This window comes from Aeromonas bivalvium (assembly GCF_000819765.1).
GTDB lineage: Bacteria > Pseudomonadota > Gammaproteobacteria > Enterobacterales > Aeromonadaceae > Aeromonas > Aeromonas bivalvium.
In genome coordinates, this window is the sequence record NZ_CDBT01000017.1 from 215,449 (window position 1) to 234,326 (window position 18,878).

The window sequence follows — 18,878 nt, forward strand, 5'->3', positions numbered from 1 at the left end:
GATCTACAACGTGGCCCGCCACGACAAGAACGAGATCCTGACCCAGGTGTTCCGCTCCAAGGGGATACTGGTGGGCTCCTCCACCATGAACAACGTCATGATGCCCAAGGTGGCGGGCATGCTCGAGGAGATCACCGGCCTGCGTTTTCGCAACAAGCGGGCCTCGGCCTTCGGCAGCTACGGCTGGACCGGCGGCGCCGTTGACCGGATCCAGACCCGATTGATGGACGCGGGCTTCGACATCAGCCTCTCCCTCAAGGCCAAGTGGCGCCCGGATGGCTCGGCGCTGGCCGAATGCCGCGAGCATGGTCGCCAGCTCGCCCGTCAGTGGGCGCTGCACCCGCTGGACGCGCCCCGCCCGATCACCACAACTCAGACAGCCGTGACGCCTGCCCCCCTGATGCCAGCTGCTGAGCCGAAAGCCGCACCGGCCGCCGCTAAATGGGATGACGATCAGGCCATGCTCTGCACCGTCTGCCAGTGGGTCTATGACCCGGCCCAGGGCGAGCCGGATCAGCTGGTGGTGCCGGGCACCCCCTGGGCCCAGGTACCTGACAGCTTCCTCTGCCCGGGTTGCGGCATCGGCAAGGAGGTATTTGAACCCTGCTCCGTGGAGGCCTGTGTATGAACGCAGTCACTCCGAATGAGGTCGGCATCAGCCGGGAGATAGTGGTGATCGGCAGCGGCTTCGCCGCCCAGCAGCTGGTCAAGAGCCTGCGCAAGCTGGATGGGGAGCAGCCCATCCGCCTCCTCACAGCTGACAGCGGCGACGAATACAACAAGCCGGACTTGAGCCACGTGGTGAGCCGGGGCTGCGCCGCCGCGGCCATGACCCGCCAGAGCGGCAGCGATTTTGCCGAGCAGCAGCGCATCGCGCTGCTGCCCCACTGCACTGTGCTGGGCATAGATCCCGCCCGGCGCACCCTGTTGACCTCGCAGGGCAGCTTCCCCTATGGCCAGCTGGTGCTGGCCACGGGCGCCAGCGCGGTGCGCCCCGAGATACCGGGCAGCGAGCATCTGGTGACCCTCAACAGCCAGCAGGAGTACGCCGCCGCCGAGGGGCTGATCCAGCAGGCCAGGCGCATCATGATATTGGGGGCCGGGCTGATTGGCTGCGAGCTGGCGATGGACATGGCGAGCGACGGTCGCGAGGTTACCCTGCTGGATCTGGCGGGCAGCCCCCTCGGCAGCCTGTTGCCCGCCGCCCTGACCCAGCCGTTGCAACAGGCGCTGCGCAGTCAGGGAGTCAGCCTGCAGTTCGGGACAGGTATTGCCAGAGTGGACGCCCAGCCCGGCGACGGCTGGCGCGTCACCCTGAGTGACGGCCGTACCAGCGAGCAGGATCTGGTGATCGCCGCCATAGGCCTTACGCCCAATCTGGCCCTGGCCCAAGCCGCCGGGCTCGCGGTCGAGCGCGGCATCCTGGTCGATGACCTGCTATGCACCAGCGACCCCCATATCTTCGCGCTGGGGGATTGCGTGCAGTGGCGGGGTCAGCTGCTCCCCTTCCTGCAACCCATAGTGCTGGGGGCCAATGCGCTGGCGCGCACCCTGCTCGGCCCCCCGACCCCGCTGATCCTGCCCCCCATGCTGGTGAAGGTGAAGACGCCGCGCTATCCGCTGCAACTGGCGGGTCGCACCAAGGGCGAGGATCTCGCCTGGCAGTGCCACTGGAATCAGCACGGCATGGTGGCCGAGGCGCGCGACGAAGCTGGCGAGCTGTGCGGCTTCGTGGTGGGGGGTGATCAGATGAGCGCCGCCTTCCCGCTGCTGCGCCAGCTGCCCCGTTGATTCATCGATAACGCTAGGCCGGGTTGACCCGGCCACTCGAGGAGAACCGATATGTCTATGCAACTGATACCGTCTCACTGGGTGGTGCGTCGTTCCACCCCCTTCTTCACCCGCCAGAGCGTGCCCCAGGCCCTGCTCAGCCACCACAACACCGCGGCCGGGGTGTTCGGCCAGCTCTGCGTGATGGAGGGCACAGTCACCTATCACGGCTTTGCCGACGAACAGGCCGAAGAGCCCGAAGTCAGCCTGGTGATCAGGGCCGGCCAGTTTGCCACCAGCCCGCCCCAGTACTGGCACAGGGTCGAGCTGTCGGAGGATGCCCGCTTCAACATCCACTTCTGGGCCGAGCAGGCCGAATCCGACCAGCCGCTGTTCCACAGCCGCAAGGCATAAGGGTCAACCGCAGCCAGGGGGCATTGGGCGCAAATGTCCCCCTCTGCCCATGCAGATCAAAATAATCAACTCAGATGTTGGTTATCCTTGCCGCCAGTGGTGGATGAGGCAGTGAGGGAAACATGAGCCTGATTGAAGCGATGACCATGGCCGCCGGCCTGGTCTATCTGGTGCTGCTGGCGTGGCAGGCGAGACCGGACTGGCCGTGGCGCCTCGCCCTCGGCCTGCTGCTCATGCTCTGGTTGCTGGCGGCAGACAGCCTGCTCTGGCTCGCTGTGGGACTGGTGGCCGGCGCGCTTGCCCTCTGGCACCTGCGGCGGCCGCTGCCCGCCCTTGAGGTGCTCGACGGCCAGTGGCTGCGGAGGCGCACACGCCAGCTGCTGCTGCTCTGCTGGGGGTTGGTGACGCTGCAGTACGGCTTGCATGTCTGGCAGCTGGGGCAGGGGATACCCCCCTGGCTGGTGCGTCCTGACGTGGTGGACGGCTTCCTGCCCATCGCAGGCGGCCTCGGGCTGCGGGCCTGGCTCGGACAGGGGTTGGTGGATCCGCACCATCCGGCGGCCACCGTCACCGTGCTGGTGCTCTCCCTGTCGGCCCTGCTGCTGGGTCGGGCGTTTTGTGCCTGGTTCTGCCCCCTTGGTCTCGCGGGGGAGTGGCTGCACGGCCTGCGCAGCCGATGGATAACGGGGGAGTGGACGCCGCCGCGCTGGCTCGATGCCGTGTTGCGGGGCCAGAAGTTTGTGGTGCTCGGCTTCTTGCTCTTCATCATCTTGCTGGCGGTGCCCGCCGCCGCTCTGCCCGGCTATCTGACCAGCCTCTATCATCAGGCGGCGGACATGAAGATGGGGGCCTTCTTCTTCAACCTGACTCTGATCTCGGGTCTGTGCCTTGGCTGGGTGCTGCTGCTCACCGCCAGCTTCCGGCAGGGGTTCTGCCGCTACCTCTGTCCCTATGGTGCCTGGCTTGCCCTGCTCGGCCTGCTGACCCCACTGCGCATTCGCCGGGATCCGGCCCGATGCCTGCGAAGTGCGGGCCACGACTGCGACAAGTGCAGCCGGGCCTGCCCCTCACGCATTCAGGTGCACCAGCTGATCGCGGTACGCAGCCTCGAGTGCACCAGCTGCCTGAGCTGCGTGGCCGCCTGCCCCAAGCGGGCAGATGCATTGCACCTGGGCACGCAGGGGCGCAGGCTCGCTCCCCGCCAGCTGCTGGGGCTGCTCTGTCTGTTGCTGCTGGTGTTGCCGCTGCTCTCCTACGGCTTGCTGGATCTTTGGGTCAGCCAGACGCCGCTGGCGGATCGCTACGAGTTGCTGCAACGGCTGCCCTGGTTGAGTCACTGAGGGGGAAAGGGCAAAAGGTGGGTGATGGGGAGGTCTTTCGGATTGGCGATAATAAGCTGTATAAAAATCCCCCGCCAAATTGTTAGCGCCATCCCACTTTGCTCATATTGGAATTGATCATATGCAAGGGCTCACCATAATGGATGCTGTTATTTGGCGTTGTTAATTTCAATTGGATGAGCAACAACATGAATATCAAGATCAGCTATCCCAAGTGGTTTACCCTGGATCACAAGATCGCCTTCTTCTTCCCGCTGTAATTCCCCGCGGCGGCGCGGCATGCCTGCCATGCTACTAGCCCGCCTCCATTCCTGAACTGAAATAGCTGCACCCGTCTTCGCCTGTTTATTCCGGCGAGGCGATGTCGTGCACCCATTTCCCAATATTTCCCACCTGCCGGATATTCTATTTTTGGCGGGGGAAGAGATTCATTCTGAATATTTAAATCTGGGGTGTTTATATTATGGAAAACTTCAAGCATCTGCCCGAACCCTTCCGTATTCGTGTCATCGAGCCGGTCAAGCGCACCACCCGTGCCTATCGGGAAGAGGCCATCGTCCGCGCCGGCATGAACCCCTTCCTGCTCGACAGCGAAGACGTCTTCATCGACCTGCTGACCGACAGCGGCACCGGCGCCATCACCCAGGACATGCAGGCCGCCATGCTGCGCGGTGACGAGGCCTACAGCGGCAGCCGCAGCTACTACGCCCTGCAGCAGGCGGTGCAGGAGATCTTCGGTTATTCACTCACCATCCCCACCCACCAGGGGCGCGGCGCCGAGCAGATCTACATCCCCGTGCTCATCAAGAAGCGGGAGCAGGAGAAGGGACTGGATCGCAAGAAGATGGTGGCGCTCTCCAACTACTTCTTCGACACCACCCAGGGCCACACCCAGATCAACTGCTGCGTGGCGAAGAACGTCTACACCAGGGAGGCGTTCGATACCTCGGTCACCGCCGACTTCAAGGGCAACTTCGATCTGGTGAAGCTGGAGGAGGCCATCCTGGAGGCGGGCCCCGCCAACGTGCCCTACATCGTCAGCACCATCACCTGCAACTCCGCCGGGGGGCAGCCGGTCTCCATTGCCAACCTCAAGGCGGTCTACGAGATCGCCAGGAAATATGACATTCCCGTCATCATGGATTCGGCCCGCTTCGCCGAGAACGCCTACTTCATCCAGCAGCGCGAGCCCGGCTACGCGAACTGGTCCATTGAGGAGATCACTAAAGAGTCCTACAAGTACGCAGACGGCCTCGCCATGTCGGCGAAGAAGGATGCCATGGTGCAGATGGGGGGGCTGCTCTGCTTCAAGGATGACAGCATGCTGGACGTCTACACCGAGTGCCGCACCCTGTGCGTGGTGCAGGAGGGCTTCCCGACCTATGGCGGTCTGGAAGGGGGCGCCATGGAGCGTCTCGCGGTGGGCCTGCACGACGGCATGCGCCAGGACTGGCTGGCCTATCGCATCGGCCAGGTGCAGTACCTGGTGGACGGCCTGGAGGCCATCGGCGTGGTGTGCCAGCAGGCGGGGGGCCATGCGGCCTTTGTTGATGCGGGCAAGCTGCTGCCCCACATCCCGGCGGATCAGTTCCCGGCCCACGCCCTGGCCTGCGAGCTCTACAAGGTGGCGGGCATCCGCGCGGTGGAGATTGGCTCATTGCTGCTGGGGCGGGATCCCGCTACCGGCAAGCAGCACCCCTGCCCGGCGGAGCTGCTGCGTCTCACCATACCGCGCGCCACCTATACCCAGACCCACATGGATTTTGTCATCGAGGCCTTCGGCGAGGTGAAGAAGAACGCCCACCGGGTGAAGGGGCTGGACTTCATCTACGAGCCGGCGGTGCTGCGCCACTTCACCGCCAGACTGAAAGAGGTCGAGCATAACGACCTGTCAGCCGGCAAGGCGCAGAAAAAATTGATAGAAGCATAACGAGTCAGGGGCACAGATTTTTCTGTGCCCTTTTTTTCACTGCTCTGTGAAAGATCTGGAGTGACACACATGACATCAACACCGTCCGTCATCGGAGGGGCCTGCATCATTGCCAGCGTCTGTGTCGGCGCCGGTATGCTGGGGCTGCCAAGCGCGGGAGCCGGGGCCTGGACCAGCTGGTCAACCCTCGCCATCATTCTTACCATGGTCGTCATGACGATTTCAGGCTGGATGCTGCTGGAAGCCCTGAAACCCTACGCATTGACCGCCTCCTTCAACTCGGTGACCAGGGATCTGCTCGGTCACAGGATCAATCTTTTCAACAACCTCACCGTCTATTTCGTGGGCGGCATTTTGCTCTATGCCTACATCACCTCCTCGGGTCTGATCCTGAGCGGCCTGCTCGGCATCAATAGCCAGTTGGCCTCGGTGCTGTTCGTGCTGGTGTTCTCCTGGTTCGTCTGGCATTCGACCCGGGCGGTGGACCGGATTTCGGTCGTCCTGATCGTCTTCATGGTGCTGAGCTTCGTGTTCGGGGTCTCAGGGCTTGCCAGCAAGGTCGATACCGCCAAGCTGTTCCACTCCTTCGCCGAGGAGCTGGGCCGCGCGCCCTACGCCCTGGCCATGCTGCCGGTAGCGCTCACCTCGTTCGGCTATCACCACTCGGTGGCGTCGATGCGCGCCTATTACGGCGAGGAGCAGAAAGCCAGGCAGGCGATCCTGGGGGGCACCCTGATCGCCCTGGCGCTCTATTTGCTGTGGCTGCTCAGCATCTTCGGCAACCTGTCTCGCCCCGCCTTCGGTCCCGTCATCGCCAAGGGGGGCGACGTGGATGTGCTGCTCGGGGCGCTGGCCTCGGTGATCGAATCGAAGCGGGTATCCAACGCCATCAACCTCTTCTCCATGGCGGCCATCCTCTCCTCCTTCATCGGGGTGGGGCTCGGGGTGTTCGACTATCTGGCGGATCTGTTCAAGTTCGACAATAGCCGCCTGGGGCGGGCCAAGTCCTGGGGGGTGACCTTCCTGCCGCCGTTGGCGCTGTCGCTCATGTTCCCGTTCGGCTTCGTGGTGGCCATCGGCTATGCCGGGGCCGCGGCGACCGTCTGGGCCTGCATCATCCCGGCCCTGCTGGCGAAAAAGTCCCGGGAGCTGGCCCCCCGGGAGGCGGGATTCAAGACACCCGGCGGCCAACCCATGGTGGTGGCCGTCATCATCTTCGGGGTGCTCACCGCCATCTTCCACCTGATGGCCATGTCCGGTCTGCTGCCCGTCTACACCGGCTGACCCTGGTGCGCTGAACCTGGCCCCGTCCGGCACATGTTCCACGGATGGGGCGCAGGATCCGGCCCGTTTCCCCCCATTTTCCCTCCGGATTTGATACCTGAAGGGGAGCAGGGTAAAGTCCCCCGGCGCCAGCAGTGGCGAACGCAGGAGAAGCACGGCGGTGTGCCGTGACCAGTCGACAATCCGTTTGGGGGAGTAATGGAACAGAAACCATCATTGGTGGGCGGGGCATGCATCATTGCCGGCGTCTGTGTGGGGGCCGGCATGCTGGGGTTGCCGAGTGCGGGGGCGGGGGCCTGGACCCTCTGGTCCGTGCTCGCCGTGGTGCTGACCATGGTGGTGATGACGGTGTCGGGCTGGATGTTGCTCGAATCCTACAAGGGCTACCCGCTGCGGGTCTCTTTCGATACCGTGACTCGGGATCTGCTGGGGGAGAAGGTCAATGCCCTCAACAACCTGAGCGTCTATTTCGTCGGCGGCATCCTGCTCTACGCCTACATCACCTCGGCCGGCCTCATCATAGACGGCATGACGGGAATGGGCAGCCAGCTGGGCTCCATCCTCTTTACCCTGATCTTCTCCCTGCTGGTGTGGCACTCCACCCGGGCGGTGGATCGCATCTCGGTGCTGCTGGTGATCCTGATGGGGCTGAGCTTCGTGTTCGGCATCTCGGGCCTGTCGCTGAACATTCGCCTCGATCTCTTGCTCGATCGGGTCGGCAGTGAAGTCAGCTACGCCCCCTATGCCCTGGTGATGCTGCCGGTGGCGCTCACCTCGTTCGGCTATCACCACTCGGTCTCGTCCATGCGGGCCTACTACGGCGAGGAGCGCCGCGCCAGCCGCGCCATCCTGGGGGGCACAGTCATCGCGCTCACCTTCTACCTCATCTGGCTGGTGAGCGTGTTCGGCAACCTGCCCCGCAGCGAGTTCGGCCCGGTGATCGAGCAGGGCGGCAACGTGGATGCCCTGCTCAAGGCGCTGGGCTCTGTCATCGAGTCCAAGGCGGTGGCCAATGCCCTCAACGGCTTCTCCATGGCGGCCATCCTCTCCTCCTTCATCGGGGTGGGTCTGGGGGTGTTCGACTACCTGGCGGACTTGTTCAAGTTCGACAACAGCCGCGCCGGCCGCGCCAAGTCCTGGGGGGTGACCTTCCTGCCGCCCCTGCTGCTCTCCTTGCTGTTCCCGTTCGGCTTTTTGGTGGCCATCGGCTATGCGGGCGCAGTCGCCACCCTGTGGACCTGCATCATTCCTCCGCTGCTGGCCTGGAAGGTGCGTGCCGGCAAGGGCCACGCCGACGCCCAGCCCCAGGGTTTTCGTGCCCCGGGCGGCGTGGTCATGATTGGTGGCGTGATCCTGTTTGGCGTGCTGACCGCCGCCTTCCACCTGCTCAACATGGCGGGGCTGCTGCCCGCCTACACCGGCTGATCCTCTCGGTTTCTGGGGAAGGGATAAAACGGCGCCATCAGGCGCCGTTTTTCATGGTCGATGGCGGCGCCCGGTAAGAGCCCAAAAACACAAGACCCCAGCCTCTTGCGAGGGTGGGGTCTTGATAATCATGGTGCTCCCGACTGGATTCGATCCCTTATGTACTATAGGTGTGATTTTTAGAGGTTTTATTTTTTTATAACAACTTAAAAATCAGCATCTTGATGTCACACCATGGCGCCAAATACTATTGCTCTAAGTGCAATAGTTGGTGCGAACCCCATAAATGCATACTTCTAATAGCTATGCCAATGAGCTGACGATAACGCTTTACCATTAAGGCAAGCAGCGGGCCGTTTGGGTTTATGCATTATTGTATGCACACTTGAGTCAGGCCACACGTAGTGTGTGGCCTGACTTGACTGGGACGTTGCCCCCAAGAGTGACTGCATACCATTGTCCGAGCCCGCATCGAGAAAACGGATTACCCCATTCCCTCCGAACTGTGTGCATCAAGCCCCTGACGCTGAACGGTTACATCAAGAGGCGCTTCTGAACGCAATCAACCCCCTCAAAAGCCTCTCCACGGCCTCCAGCCTGCCCCGCAAATCGCGTTTCTCTGCAACGGTATTGTTGATGGCCCTTTCAATCGCTGGATCCAATATGGAGAAGTCCACTCTTAATTGCTGGTACTCAGCGAGCATTGAATCATATTCCTGCAACCCCTTACGGTAGTGCTGTGCTCTCGCGATCAGTCCTTCCAGGACGGATTCATACGTTTCCGACCTACGCTCCTTACCCGATTCCGTTACAAGCGCACAAGGCCCAATAAATTCCTCTTTGAAATGCACTTCATCGAACTTGGGAGTCCTGATGAAATGAGAACAGCGCTTCCCATCATCAACATGCTTCCTTTTTAGAAGTCCCTGATTTACGAGCTTGATCAGATGCCGATAAATGAAGGTATAACGATAACGCCGCTGACGTATCTGCGATTCTGCTTTGTCACCAAAAATGGCATTTACAAATCCTATCGCAGTGAAGTCATCCATCTGCCATCGAATGAGTGCGGTGTAGAGCGCGGTTGGTAACCACACGGTCTGGGAGCTCATAAGTAATCCTGGGCCTCGAACGAAAACATTTAGTGGAAATCTAAACTCGGTTGCGGATTATAATCCGTGGTCGTTAGCCAGACAACCAGAGATAGTGCTCGCCAGCGAGAGGCGAGACATGCAAGAGCTAGCAAAAAAATTTGGTGATGCTGTACGTGATAGACGGCTTCAATTGGGCGTATCGCAAGATGCACTCGCATATGCGGCCGAAATTGATAGAAGCTACGTAGGACGAATTGAGCGTGGTGAGGTCAATGTCACCCTGGAAAAGGCTTATCGTCTTGCTAGGGTGCTAGGGTGTGATATTAGAGATTTATTGCCATAAATAGATTATCCAAAAAACTTAATAGAAAACTTTATTTATCTGTTAATGTTTAAATATTTTACATATCAGACTTCCATTCATAATCTGAACTTCTGCCAGCTATCAGTGTATGGTAGAAATAGGATCTCATCCTACAGATAGATAGATGCCGTCTAAAAATGGCATAACTTTTAACAATCTATAAAGTTCACATGCTAAAATAGCTAAAGGCGAACCTTATTGAAAAGGTTTTTAGACCAACCATCCCACACGACATTGAAAATGCTTTTTAGGAAGCTAGGGTTATAGCCAAAAGCCTATCTCAGTGATATTCTACAGTAAAAGTAGGAGGTGGTTTGTGGGGCGCTATACCAATTTCACAACAGCTACGATATGCAGGGTGGTAAAAATTGCTCCTGTGTTTTTTAGCAAAAAAATGAATCTTGCCAGCAAGTTCTACTACGAAAATGAAGATTATCACAAACATAATACAGAACGTAAAACCAATAACATAATCACTCATTACAGTCTACTCAACCCACAACTAAAATGGAAGGCAAAGGCTATCAGCAGCTTTTGTTCCATCACTCAAGACAACGCAGTAAAACTAAAGAAATGGAAAGTTAAAAATAATTATCTAGATGATTCCCACGCCAAGAACTCTATTTTTAATAATGGTTTTTTAAATATAGGCTTTCTTAATATCGGAAGTGCATCGAAAGGATATCATGTTGATGGATACATTCATCATCAAAGTGATTACATCGAACGTTGCTCGATACAAGTAATTCATATAGATGGAGGCTCAGCCTTTTTGTCCCTATACTGGATTTTATCCAACAAAGCTACCGAATTATTAAAGGATATTGATGTAACCGATATTGAACCAGAGCAGATAAAATATTTGAGCTGTAACCCATTTAGTGCAAAATTCGTAGCCTCAACCGTATTAGATCGGCTCAGTTTATCTGAAGAACGCTTGTCATCCCGACTTGAACTTTTACATGATGAAATACAATTAGCAGAAAGCCAATTGTACAATTTTTTTGGTATAAATAAAACCGAAGAACCTGTATATACAATGGATATTCATATAGATGATATAAAGCCATACTTTATTGAAAAAACACCGCTGCCAAAAGAGATAGGTAATGATAACTGTGATACACACTTTATTAAGCACGTCGATATATTTAATGTATCATTTAAAAGTGATGATTTAAAAAGATGTTTATTTTCTCTTCGCTCTTTCAGGCCAAGATCAACCTCTCCTAAAATATCTCATCTATATATTGCATCTCAAACACCTGAGGAGGTCGATGAATATCGACTTAATGATTTCTCAGTTCGTTTGTTTTCACCAGTAAACTCGCATCATATCTATCAATTTCTCCATATTTGTGATGCTAGATTTGTGAGTTTGGATAAAAACTACAGTCTGTCAATCATAGATAGTTATAATGAGTCTCCTGATAAGAGCTATAACCACATCTATAGTTCATATGTAGAAATACTAAAGATAGAAGAATTAATTACAGCCTTAATCAAGTCAAAACGTGATTTTGTACATTACAGGAATGATGAAGGCTTGAACTATGGACAGTTTTTTAAAAAAGCTAATATTTACTTGAGCAACGTCCGTAGAATAAAGCAAAGCCTGGAACTTAAAAAACAGGCATCCAATGAAAAGGTTCAATCGGCCAATTTATCATATCAAAAGCGAATGACCTGGTTCGTTGCTATCCTGGCAATCATACAAATATTAATTGCCATTAACTCCCAATGAATCGCACCGAGTTTTCTAGACACTCTGGTTTTGAACTTGGACTGGCCTCGCCACAGTAGACGATCCTGCCCTAGAGTTGGACTGCCGCCGCTCCGAGATTTGAAAGCAATTTGGTCACACTGAGACGTACCAGTTGTTATTCGGCAAGAGCCTTGGCTCTCTGGACAACCTCGGGTGATTCGGATGAGATGATGTCCTTTAATGTTCTCCCCATACGGGCTCCTACTAAAAACAGAATGAAAGGCCCACGCAATACTGCATGGGCTATCAGTATTAGATCAGGAAATCTTCCAGAGCTTTGCCACTTTCAACAGCTGCCGCGATAGCTTTAGGCATACGACCCTGACCAGTCCAGGTCTTCTCCTGACCATCCTCGGTATAGCGGTATTTTGCTGGACGAGGAGTGCGTTTAGCCTTCCCTGTGCCATCCCCCTTCGCAGGAGCAACAGTACCAACCAGCTCGCTCGGATCGATGCCTGCTGTTTTCAGCATCTCGGTAAACTCTGCCAGTTTTTGCAGGCGCTCGGCTGACTCAGCTCTGATTTTGCTCTCTTGATGCTCACGTTCGGCATAGATTTCGTCAAATTTGTCTTTAGCCTCGACCAACTGTTCAAAAGAGAGCTCACGCAATGCAGCACGAAGGCTACGGATATTCAGCAGAATTTTCAAAAAATCGTTCATTGATAGCCTCATGTATCACATTTTTATATCTGGAGAATTATCTCTCAATCCCAGCATCAGCTCCACTGTTTTTGGCACCAAGGTGATTTTAAAATAGCATCATTCAAGAATGCGTGAGCTTAATCGTGTTTGGCTCTATTTAGAGCCATAGTGTCAACCCTGTATGAAACCGTGTAGCCTAAAATAAGTATTCCATTGTGAACAACTTAATATAGGAAGTAGTGAAGGTTGAGAACAGCTCAACAGATGAGCCGCTCAACGAGCACGATCGACTCACGAAATGAGCCTATTGGCTAATATCATCGGCTCATTTAGTGAGCCGATGATACCAATATAGTATTTCACACAGTCTGGGTTGGACGGACATATCGACTAAATACGCCCAAATGTGTCTGGGTTTGCGGCCTCATAACCATCGTCAAACATGTGGTTTCCACGATGCAGCTCCATCACGGTTCCGAGCATGACACAAAAACACCCTTCGCAAAGATGCACCTGATAACGCTCACCATCACGATGAGAACCATAGCCAAAATCCGCCGATAATGTGCCGTACTCACTGGTTCCAACATCGGTTTTTGTACTACGACCACAGGTATCACAGAGAATGTCAACAATCTGTTCTGTTGGTACAATTTCTTTTACGAGCATGCAAAGCCCCTTAAGTAATAAGTTATGAAATCTATAATATTCTTCTGTGGTGGATATAGGAATAACCTGTGCAGGTTGGATATCATAGATGTCAGCTGTATTGAACAGTTATTTGACATTTTGCTTTTGGATATCTTTGCACTCAAATTTTGGAGGTGTTTTCCAACCTGTAACACGACCGCTGCGTTTGTTGATCCTGCGGTATTCGTTCCCCAGCAGGATTTCCCATTCAGAGCCGTTCTCCGATAGAACCTGAAAAGTAGTCCCAAGCTCAATACCTATGCCAGGCTCAGTACAGATCAGCTCAGTCATCGACCCTCCTCGGTGCTAGGACATATCACCATTTTTTTCCGATTGTTCAAGAACGGAAGCCATCGCGTCTAGTGACCGAGCAAGGGCACGACACTCGTCTGCGGACATTAAAGCGGATGTGAATGCGGCAGCATTCTCATTGTGAACATCTATTTCACTGACTCTTATGTAGCCACCATATGGGCTGGAATAGACGCTTACCTCTACTTGATGGGGTGGTGTCCCGATTGGTTTATCCAACTTTAAAACACTTGTATAAATAGGCATAGTCCCTATTCCTAATCGAACTCTTCGAAACTATAGAATATTGCTCGGGGTTGCTCATGATGTCCATCAATAAATCAAGACACTAACCTAGTTGGTTGGAAACCAAGTGTCAGCCCTGCAACATGTGCAAACTTTGTTGAGCACTGGGCACGACAGTGTGGGGTGAGATAGGGCATGATAAAGAGCACATGCAGACAGAGGAATGTAACATGACACCCGATGCAGTCCATAATCCGAGCCTTAGAGCAACACTCCTTGACCCCTTGGGTGTTCCTCGTGACGCACTGAGTGCTCACCTGTGGATTGTGGCAGGAGTTCCTGCGGACATCATCCATCAGCTAGCTGCGCTTGTTAGAACTAATGTTGGTGTGATATGTAAGCTGGCTGGTATTAGCCAGAGCACTGTTACTCGCAGGCTCAGAGCAGATACCCCTCTATCAATATCACAAGGTGTCAGGGTGTATGGAGTAGTGCTCGCCCTTGATGCCGCACTGTCCCTTCAGGAAAACGATGCCGTCATGGCATTGTCGTGGTTACACCGTCCTGCATGGAGCCTTGGTGGCGTAGCACCTGCCGATCTATTGACTACTCCGATGGGTGTTCAGGCGGTTGTCGATCTTGTGGGACAGGTTGAGCATGGGGTTTGCCAATAAGCAATAAGTCGGGGGCTGAGAGGATAAAATCATCTAAGTTGGTTAAACTTCCACCAAACAGAATGATTTTCAAAAGTTTTTCACTCCCCCCCACTTGAAAAATTCGGAAAACTGTCCATTTACTAATTATGAGAGCTTGAATTAAATTTCAGCGTTTGAACATTCCGCTGCTGCGCAGCGAAGAGAAACCAGTTTTACAACCCCTCACACGATTTTATTGAAAATAACAAATAAAAATCGCTCTTATAAACCAAGACTAATTGGATTGACATAATAAATTAATGTTCTATCACTTGGTAATGGATTGAAAACTCATACACAGAGAGAAAACAGAAAACAGAAAACAGAAATGTAACCTCAGTTAAGATGTGGTTATATTCGCCCTGTAGGGCGGAAAAGTTAAAAGGTGTTTTTGCTAGGCACGATAACCCTACCTGTGCAAGCGCTTCTCTGCTATCATCCGCAGCCCATGAACAAATCGCATACTGGCGTGACTGTAACGCCGCCCTAACCCCTCCCTCTGCGGCTCCTGCCGCCTGACTCTGGTTATCACAACCGGAGCGCTTTTTTACACCCATTAGATCCCAATACAACAATCTGATCCTGCCCGAACTCCATCTGACCCCCAAGTCGGTGGATGCGTTGCGCTATGGATCCTAAACAAGCGAGAAAATCCCCCAATGCTAGAACGTGCAAGACAAGAGTGGTTCTCCAACATCCGTGGCGACCTGTTAGCCGGAATCGTGGTCGCCCTGGCGCTGATCCCAGAAGCCATCGCCTTCTCCATCATCGCTGGAGTAGACCCCAAGGTTGGCCTCTATGCCTCCTTCTGTATCGCTGTGGTCATCGCCTTTGTCGGCGGTCGTCCTGGCATGATCTCGGGAGCCACAGGCGCTATGGCGCTGTTGATGGTGACCCTGGTCAAAGATCATGGTCTGCAATATCTGCTGGCCGCAACCCTGCTCACTGGGGTACTCCAGATCGCGGCGGGTTACTTGAAACTGGGCAGCCTGATGCGGTTTGTCTCCCGCTCCGTGGTCACCGGCTTCGTCAATGCGTTGGCGATCCTCATCTTTATGGCCCAGCTACCGGAGCTAACCAATGTCACCTGGCAGGTCTACGCCATGACGGCGGCGGGCCTTGGCATCATCTATCTATTCCCGCTTATTCCGGTGGTGGGCAAGCTGGTGCCTTCTCCGCTGCTTTGCATCGTCATCCTGACGGCAGTCGCCATTACCATGGGGATCGATATCCGCACTGTAGGCGATATGGGCGAACTGCCCGATACCCTGCCCATCTTCCTGTGGCCCGAGGTGCCGCTGAATCTGGAGACGCTGGCGATCATCTTCCCCTACTCTGCGGGTCTGGCTGTGGTCGGTCTGCTCGAATCCATGATGACGGCAGCCATTGTCGATGACCTGACGGATACCAGCAGCGACCGCAATCGCGAATGCAAGGGCCAAGGGGTTGCCAACATCGGTGCGGGCCTGATGGGCGGCATGGCGGGTTGCGCCATGATTGGCCAATCCATTATCAACATCCAATCCGGTGGCCGTGGCCGCCTCTCGGCCTTTGCTGCGGGCGTGATCCTGATACTGATGGTGGTCTTTATGGATGAATGGCTCCGCCAAATTCCCATGGCGGCACTGGTGGCCGTAATGATCATGGTCTCTATCGGGACGTTCTCCTGGGATTCACTGCGCAACCTGAAAAAGCACCCGCTCTCCACCAATATCGTGATGGTAGCCACGGTTATCGTAGTTGTGGCTACTCATAACCTGGCACTCGGGGTATTTGTCGGTGTGCTGTTAGCCTCACTGTTCTTTGCCAACAAGGTCGCCCGCTTCATGCTGGTCAAGAGTGACAGCGAGCGAAACGGCGAGGTACGCACCTATCAGGTGCGGGGCCAGGTGTTCTTCGCCAGCGCCGAGCAGTTCTTTGCCGGATTCGACTTCAAGGAAGTGGTGGAGAAAGTGGTGATCGACCTGACTCACGCTCACTTTTGGGACATCAGTTCTGTCACTGCGCTGGACAAGGTGGTCATCAAGTTCCGCCGTGAGGGCACCGAAGTCGAGCTGATCGGTCTGAACGAAGCAAGTGCCACTATCGTTGACCGCTTTGGTGTTCACGACAAACCCGAAGAAGTTGAAAAGCTGCTGGCTGGACACTGATCACAAGAAGGAATTCATCATGACAAACATTTTTGCCTGTATCGATGGCTCCCCAGCCATGACAGCAGTGTGTGATGCGGCGGCATGGGCCTCTGCCAACACTGAGTTGCCCGTCACCTTACTGCACGTATTGGAAAAAAACGAGTTTGAAGGACAGGCCGATCTCTCCGGCAACATCGGCTTGGGTAGTCGCGAGCATTTACTCAAGGAGCTCGCCGAGCTGGATCATCAACGCAGCCGCCTCGCCCATGAGCAGGGACGGATGCTGCTCAACAGCGGCAAGGAGTATCTTGCTGACTTGGGTATGACAGTGGTCGAGACAGTGCAACGCCACGGCCAGCTGGTAGAGACGACCCAGGAGCTCTCATCCGGTATGCGGATGTTGATCATGGGCAAACAGGGCACGACCCATACCCATGACTTGATTGGCAGCAATATCGAAAACGTCATCCGCACCCTGGCTAATCCCATCATGGTGGTGCAGCCGGGCTTTCAGGCCCCAAGCCGCTTCCTGTTTGCCTATGACGCCAGCCCGACTGCCAAGAAGGTACTGGAGTTGATCGCAAGCAGCCTACTGCTCAAGGGGCTTGAGTGTGAGCTGGTGATGGTTGGCGAACCAAGTGACGAGCACGAACGGCAGCTGGCACAAGCCAAACAGGTGTTGAAAAGTGCAGGTATCAGAGTTGAAGCAATGCTGCTGCAAGGAGAGGTGGTGCCAGTGATTTGCCAGCATACCTCCGAGGTGGGCTGCGACCTTATCGTGATGGGGGCTTACGGTCACTCACGGATCAGGCAGTTCATTGTGGGAAGCACGACAACGGGGATACTGAAAACGACCAAAGCCTCTCTGCTGTTGCTGAGGTAATTAAGTAGCAGGGGCGGGATAACCTGCCCCTGCGTGTATCAGAACCAGCTTTGCACCGCCTCTCTGGCAGGTATCCCACCGGCATGTACTACCTTGTCATCGATGACGACTGCTGGCGTAGACATCACCTTGTACTTCATTATCTCGGGCAATGACTCCACCTTCTCAAGCTGAATTGACACACCAAGCTCATCCACCACCTGCTGGATAAGTTGAACTGTGTTCTTGCAGTTGGCGCAGCCGATGCCGAGCACTTTTACATTTTTCATCTCATATTCCTCATCAAGAAATTAACGGCGATACGAAGTTAAACACCCACCCAACCAACGTGAAGGAAACCAGTAGCACCAGCAGCAAGGTGCCCAGTAACTGCCACTTCATCACTTGTTTGAGCAGAATAAATTCAGGAAAACTGGCCGCCACTGTGCTCATACAAAAAGCCAGTGTCGTACCAATCGGCAGCCCATTGACAATCAAGCTCTCCATCACCGGGATCACTGCGGTGGCATTGGAGTAGAGGGGAATGCCGATGAGAACCGCCACAGGCACTGACCACCATTGGCCTGCACCAAGATGTGAGGCAATCCAGCCATCAGGCACAAAGCCATGAAGCGCGGCACCAAGCCCCACACCCACAATGACCCAGAGCCATACCCGTTTGAAGATGGTGAGGGTTTCATCTTTAGCAAAGGCATGTCGCTTGGCCAGCGAGAGGCTCGGGGCATCGGTATGCTGCTGGACGATATCACCTTGCTGATGCTGCCCCTGCTTGAGGGCCTCAGCGGCAAAATCAGCCAGCCAGCGCTCGGCCTTGATCTTGTCCAGAAACGCCCCACCCAGCATGCCAACCGCCATGCCGACCGCCACGTAAATCAGGGTAAACTTCCAGCCCAACAGACTGACCAGCAACAGGACGGCCACTTCGTTGATAAGCGGTGAGGTAATGAGAAAGGCCATGGTGATCCCGAGCGGGATACCGGCCGAGGTAAAGCCGAGGAACACAGGGATACTGGAACAGGAGCAGAAGGGAGTAATGGCACCAAAGCCGGAGCCAAGAAGATAGCCCAACCCTCTGTGCTTGCCCGCCAAATAGTCCCTCACCCGTTCAACATTCAGGGAGGCCCGCAACATGGCCACGATGTAAATCATGACCAGCAGCAGGGCAAAGATCTTGCTCACATCCTCCACGAAGAAATGCAGCGCATCCCCCAGCTTGGTTTGCGGGCTCAGGCCCAATTGCTCGTAGACCAGCCAGCTGGCTAGGTCGGTGAAAATCTGAAACATAATGACTCCATCAACATCGGTGTTATCCAGAAGACGCTTCATCTCACCAAAGGATGCTCATATTTTTTATCTTTTGCAGAATGGTGGATAGTTAGGGAAGGTGCGAACAAGTCCCTGATATGAGATCATGTTTGTCATCTGGAGCCATGGAACAGGGTTCATCATGAGTCATCAGCTCACCTTCGCCGACAGTGAATTCAGCAGTAAGCGCCGTCAGACCAGAAAAGAGATTTTCTTGTCCCGCATGGAGCAGATTCTGCCATGGCAAAACATGGTGGAAGTCATCGAGCCGTTTTACCCCAAGGCTGGTAATGGCCGGCGACCTTATCCGCTGGAAACCATGCTACGCATTCACTGCATGCAGCATTGGTACAACCTGAGCGATGGCGCGATGGAAGATGCTCTGTACGAAATCGCCTCCATGCGTCTGTTTGCCCGGTTATCCCTGGATAGCGCCTTGCCGGACCGCACCACCATCATGAATTTCCGCCACCTGCTGGAGCAGCATCAACTGGCCCGCCAATTGTTCAAGACCATCAATCGCTGGCTGGCCGAAGCAGGCGTCATGATGACTCAAGGCACCTTGGTCGATGCCACCATCATTGAGGCACCCAGCTCGACCAAGAACA

19 protein-coding genes and 1 pseudogene are annotated in these 18,878 nt (G+C 55.0%); 14 read left to right on the top strand and 6 right to left on the bottom strand.

What is annotated here, in order from left to right; all coding sequences use genetic code 11:
* The 8 genes from BN1119_RS20885 to BN1119_RS07435 all read left to right on the top strand — a co-directional run.
* On the top strand, positions 1-628 hold a 628-nt coding region (locus BN1119_RS20885; protein WP_041995898.1), incomplete at its 5' end, for a rubredoxin.
* The gene (gene norW, locus BN1119_RS07410; protein WP_041995900.1) at positions 625-1,791 is read left to right on the top strand and encodes an NADH:flavorubredoxin reductase NorW; all 1,167 of its coding nucleotides are present in this window, start codon (positions 625-627) and stop codon (positions 1,789-1,791) included. The genes BN1119_RS20885 and norW, both read left to right, overlap by 4 nt.
* A gap of 51 nt (positions 1,792-1,842) precedes the next feature.
* A complete protein-coding gene (locus BN1119_RS07415) occupies positions 1,843-2,184 on the top strand; it encodes a TehB family protein (protein ID WP_041995902.1) in 342 nt (113 codons plus the stop codon).
* 122 nt (positions 2,185-2,306) lie between these two features.
* Positions 2,307-3,524 (top strand): 4Fe-4S binding protein, encoded by a 1,218-nt coding sequence (locus tag BN1119_RS07420; RefSeq protein ID WP_041995905.1) that lies wholly within the window; start codon positions 2,307-2,309, stop codon positions 3,522-3,524.
* Positions 3,525-3,712: 188 nt separating this feature from the next.
* On the top strand, positions 3,713-3,784 hold the full coding sequence (gene tnaC / locus BN1119_RS21115) for a tryptophanase leader peptide (protein ID WP_408816465.1): 72 nt from the start codon (positions 3,713-3,715) through the stop codon (positions 3,782-3,784).
* A gap of 203 nt (positions 3,785-3,987) precedes the next feature.
* The gene (tnaA, locus tag BN1119_RS07425; RefSeq protein ID WP_041995908.1) at positions 3,988-5,454 is read left to right on the top strand and encodes a tryptophanase; all 1,467 of its coding nucleotides are present in this window, start codon (positions 3,988-3,990) and stop codon (positions 5,452-5,454) included.
* Between the two features lie 69 nt (positions 5,455-5,523).
* Entirely contained in the window at positions 5,524-6,738 is a 1,215-nt protein-coding gene (locus tag BN1119_RS07430) for an aromatic amino acid transporter (RefSeq protein ID WP_041995911.1), read from the top strand.
* Between the two features lie 198 nt (positions 6,739-6,936).
* Positions 6,937-8,163: an aromatic amino acid transporter gene (locus tag BN1119_RS07435; RefSeq protein ID WP_041995914.1), complete on the top strand. Its 1,227-nt coding sequence runs from the start codon at positions 6,937-6,939 to the stop codon at positions 8,161-8,163.
* A gap of 539 nt (positions 8,164-8,702) precedes the next feature.
* Here the strand turns inward: BN1119_RS07435 and BN1119_RS07440 are convergent.
* Positions 8,703-9,275, bottom strand: a complete 573-nt coding sequence (locus BN1119_RS07440) for a hypothetical protein (RefSeq protein WP_041995916.1) — start codon at positions 9,273-9,275, stop codon at positions 8,703-8,705.
* Positions 9,276-9,393: 118 nt separating this feature from the next.
* Between BN1119_RS07440 and BN1119_RS19855 the strand changes: the two genes are divergently transcribed.
* Together BN1119_RS19855 and BN1119_RS20425 are read left to right on the top strand one after the other, a co-directional pair.
* Positions 9,394-9,600, top strand: coding sequence for a helix-turn-helix domain-containing protein (locus tag BN1119_RS19855; protein WP_081100789.1), 207 nt, complete (start codon positions 9,394-9,396; stop codon positions 9,598-9,600).
* Positions 9,601-9,937: 337 nt separating this feature from the next.
* Complete coding sequence (locus BN1119_RS20425; protein ID WP_139041127.1) at positions 9,938-11,365, top strand: hypothetical protein; 1,428 nt, start codon at positions 9,938-9,940, stop codon at positions 11,363-11,365.
* A gap of 273 nt (positions 11,366-11,638) precedes the next feature.
* Here BN1119_RS20425 and BN1119_RS07450 read toward each other — a convergent pair whose 3' ends face one another.
* The 3 genes from BN1119_RS07450 to BN1119_RS07455 all read right to left on the bottom strand — a co-directional run bounded on the left by BN1119_RS07450 (position 11,639) and on the right by BN1119_RS07455 (position 13,009).
* Complete coding sequence (locus BN1119_RS07450) at positions 11,639-12,046, bottom strand: H-NS family histone-like protein (protein WP_041995922.1); 408 nt, start codon at positions 12,044-12,046, stop codon at positions 11,639-11,641.
* 372 nt (positions 12,047-12,418) lie between these two features.
* A complete protein-coding gene (locus BN1119_RS19860; RefSeq protein WP_081100788.1) occupies positions 12,419-12,697 on the bottom strand; it encodes a hypothetical protein in 279 nt (92 codons plus the stop codon).
* Between the two features lie 108 nt (positions 12,698-12,805).
* On the bottom strand, positions 12,806-13,009 hold the full coding sequence (locus BN1119_RS07455; RefSeq protein WP_041995924.1) for a hypothetical protein: 204 nt from the start codon (positions 13,007-13,009) through the stop codon (positions 12,806-12,808).
* A gap of 476 nt (positions 13,010-13,485) precedes the next feature.
* Between BN1119_RS07455 and BN1119_RS19865 the strand changes: the two genes are divergently transcribed.
* The 3 genes from BN1119_RS19865 to BN1119_RS07465 all read left to right on the top strand — a co-directional run bounded on the left by BN1119_RS19865 (position 13,486) and on the right by BN1119_RS07465 (position 16,965).
* Positions 13,486-13,929: an antitoxin Xre/MbcA/ParS toxin-binding domain-containing protein gene (locus BN1119_RS19865; RefSeq protein ID WP_081100790.1), complete on the top strand. Its 444-nt coding sequence runs from the start codon at positions 13,486-13,488 to the stop codon at positions 13,927-13,929.
* 680 nt (positions 13,930-14,609) lie between these two features.
* Complete coding sequence (locus BN1119_RS07460; protein WP_041995926.1) at positions 14,610-16,100, top strand: SulP family inorganic anion transporter; 1,491 nt, start codon at positions 14,610-14,612, stop codon at positions 16,098-16,100.
* Positions 16,101-16,119: 19 nt separating this feature from the next.
* Positions 16,120-16,965 carry a universal stress protein gene (locus BN1119_RS07465; RefSeq protein WP_041995929.1) on the top strand — a complete coding sequence of 282 codons (846 nt, stop codon included), beginning with the start codon at positions 16,120-16,122 and terminating at the stop codon, positions 16,963-16,965.
* Positions 16,966-17,003: 38 nt separating this feature from the next.
* On the opposite strand, the gene BN1119_RS07470 is transcribed toward BN1119_RS07465, so the two are convergent.
* Complete coding sequence (locus BN1119_RS07470) at positions 17,004-17,234, bottom strand: thioredoxin family protein (protein ID WP_005303858.1); 231 nt, start codon at positions 17,232-17,234, stop codon at positions 17,004-17,006.
* A 13-nt stretch (positions 17,235-17,247) separates the two neighbouring features.
* Positions 17,248-18,249 (bottom strand): permease, encoded by a 1,002-nt coding sequence (locus BN1119_RS07475; RefSeq protein ID WP_041995986.1) that lies wholly within the window; start codon positions 18,247-18,249, stop codon positions 17,248-17,250.
* A 163-nt stretch (positions 18,250-18,412) separates the two neighbouring features.
* Between BN1119_RS07475 and BN1119_RS07480 the strand changes: the two are divergent.
* Positions 18,413-18,878, top strand: a pseudogene (locus BN1119_RS07480) (IS5-like element IS5B family transposase); the annotation flags it as partial.

What these genes read in the sequence shown, in the direction of transcription:
- norW (WP_041995900.1), top strand. Translation starts at nt 625, where the DNA reads ATGAACGCAGTCACTCCGAATGAGGTCGGCATCAGCCGGGAGATAGTG.
- BN1119_RS07415 (WP_041995902.1), top strand. Translation starts at nt 1,843, where the DNA reads ATGTCTATGCAACTGATACCGTCTCACTGGGTGGTGCGTCGTTCCACC.
- BN1119_RS07420 (WP_041995905.1), top strand. Translation starts at nt 2,307, where the DNA reads ATGAGCCTGATTGAAGCGATGACCATGGCCGCCGGCCTGGTCTATCTG.
- tnaA (WP_041995908.1), top strand. Translation starts at nt 3,988, where the DNA reads ATGGAAAACTTCAAGCATCTGCCCGAACCCTTCCGTATTCGTGTCATC.
- BN1119_RS07430 (WP_041995911.1), top strand. Translation starts at nt 5,524, where the DNA reads ATGACATCAACACCGTCCGTCATCGGAGGGGCCTGCATCATTGCCAGC.
- BN1119_RS07435 (WP_041995914.1), top strand. Translation starts at nt 6,937, where the DNA reads ATGGAACAGAAACCATCATTGGTGGGCGGGGCATGCATCATTGCCGGC.
- BN1119_RS07440 (WP_041995916.1), bottom strand. Translation starts at nt 9,275, where the DNA reads ATGAGCTCCCAGACCGTGTGGTTACCAACCGCGCTCTACACCGCACTC.
- BN1119_RS19855 (WP_081100789.1), top strand. Translation starts at nt 9,394, where the DNA reads ATGCAAGAGCTAGCAAAAAAATTTGGTGATGCTGTACGTGATAGACGG.
- BN1119_RS07450 (WP_041995922.1), bottom strand. Translation starts at nt 12,046, where the DNA reads ATGAACGATTTTTTGAAAATTCTGCTGAATATCCGTAGCCTTCGTGCT.
- BN1119_RS19860 (WP_081100788.1), bottom strand. Translation starts at nt 12,697, where the DNA reads ATGCTCGTAAAAGAAATTGTACCAACAGAACAGATTGTTGACATTCTC.
- BN1119_RS07455 (WP_041995924.1), bottom strand. Translation starts at nt 13,009, where the DNA reads ATGACTGAGCTGATCTGTACTGAGCCTGGCATAGGTATTGAGCTTGGG.
- BN1119_RS19865 (WP_081100790.1), top strand. Translation starts at nt 13,486, where the DNA reads ATGACACCCGATGCAGTCCATAATCCGAGCCTTAGAGCAACACTCCTT.
- BN1119_RS07460 (WP_041995926.1), top strand. Translation starts at nt 14,610, where the DNA reads ATGCTAGAACGTGCAAGACAAGAGTGGTTCTCCAACATCCGTGGCGAC.
- BN1119_RS07465 (WP_041995929.1), top strand. Translation starts at nt 16,120, where the DNA reads ATGACAAACATTTTTGCCTGTATCGATGGCTCCCCAGCCATGACAGCA.
- BN1119_RS07470 (WP_005303858.1), bottom strand. Translation starts at nt 17,234, where the DNA reads ATGAAAAATGTAAAAGTGCTCGGCATCGGCTGCGCCAACTGCAAGAAC.
- BN1119_RS07475 (WP_041995986.1), bottom strand. Translation starts at nt 18,249, where the DNA reads ATGTTTCAGATTTTCACCGACCTAGCCAGCTGGCTGGTCTACGAGCAA.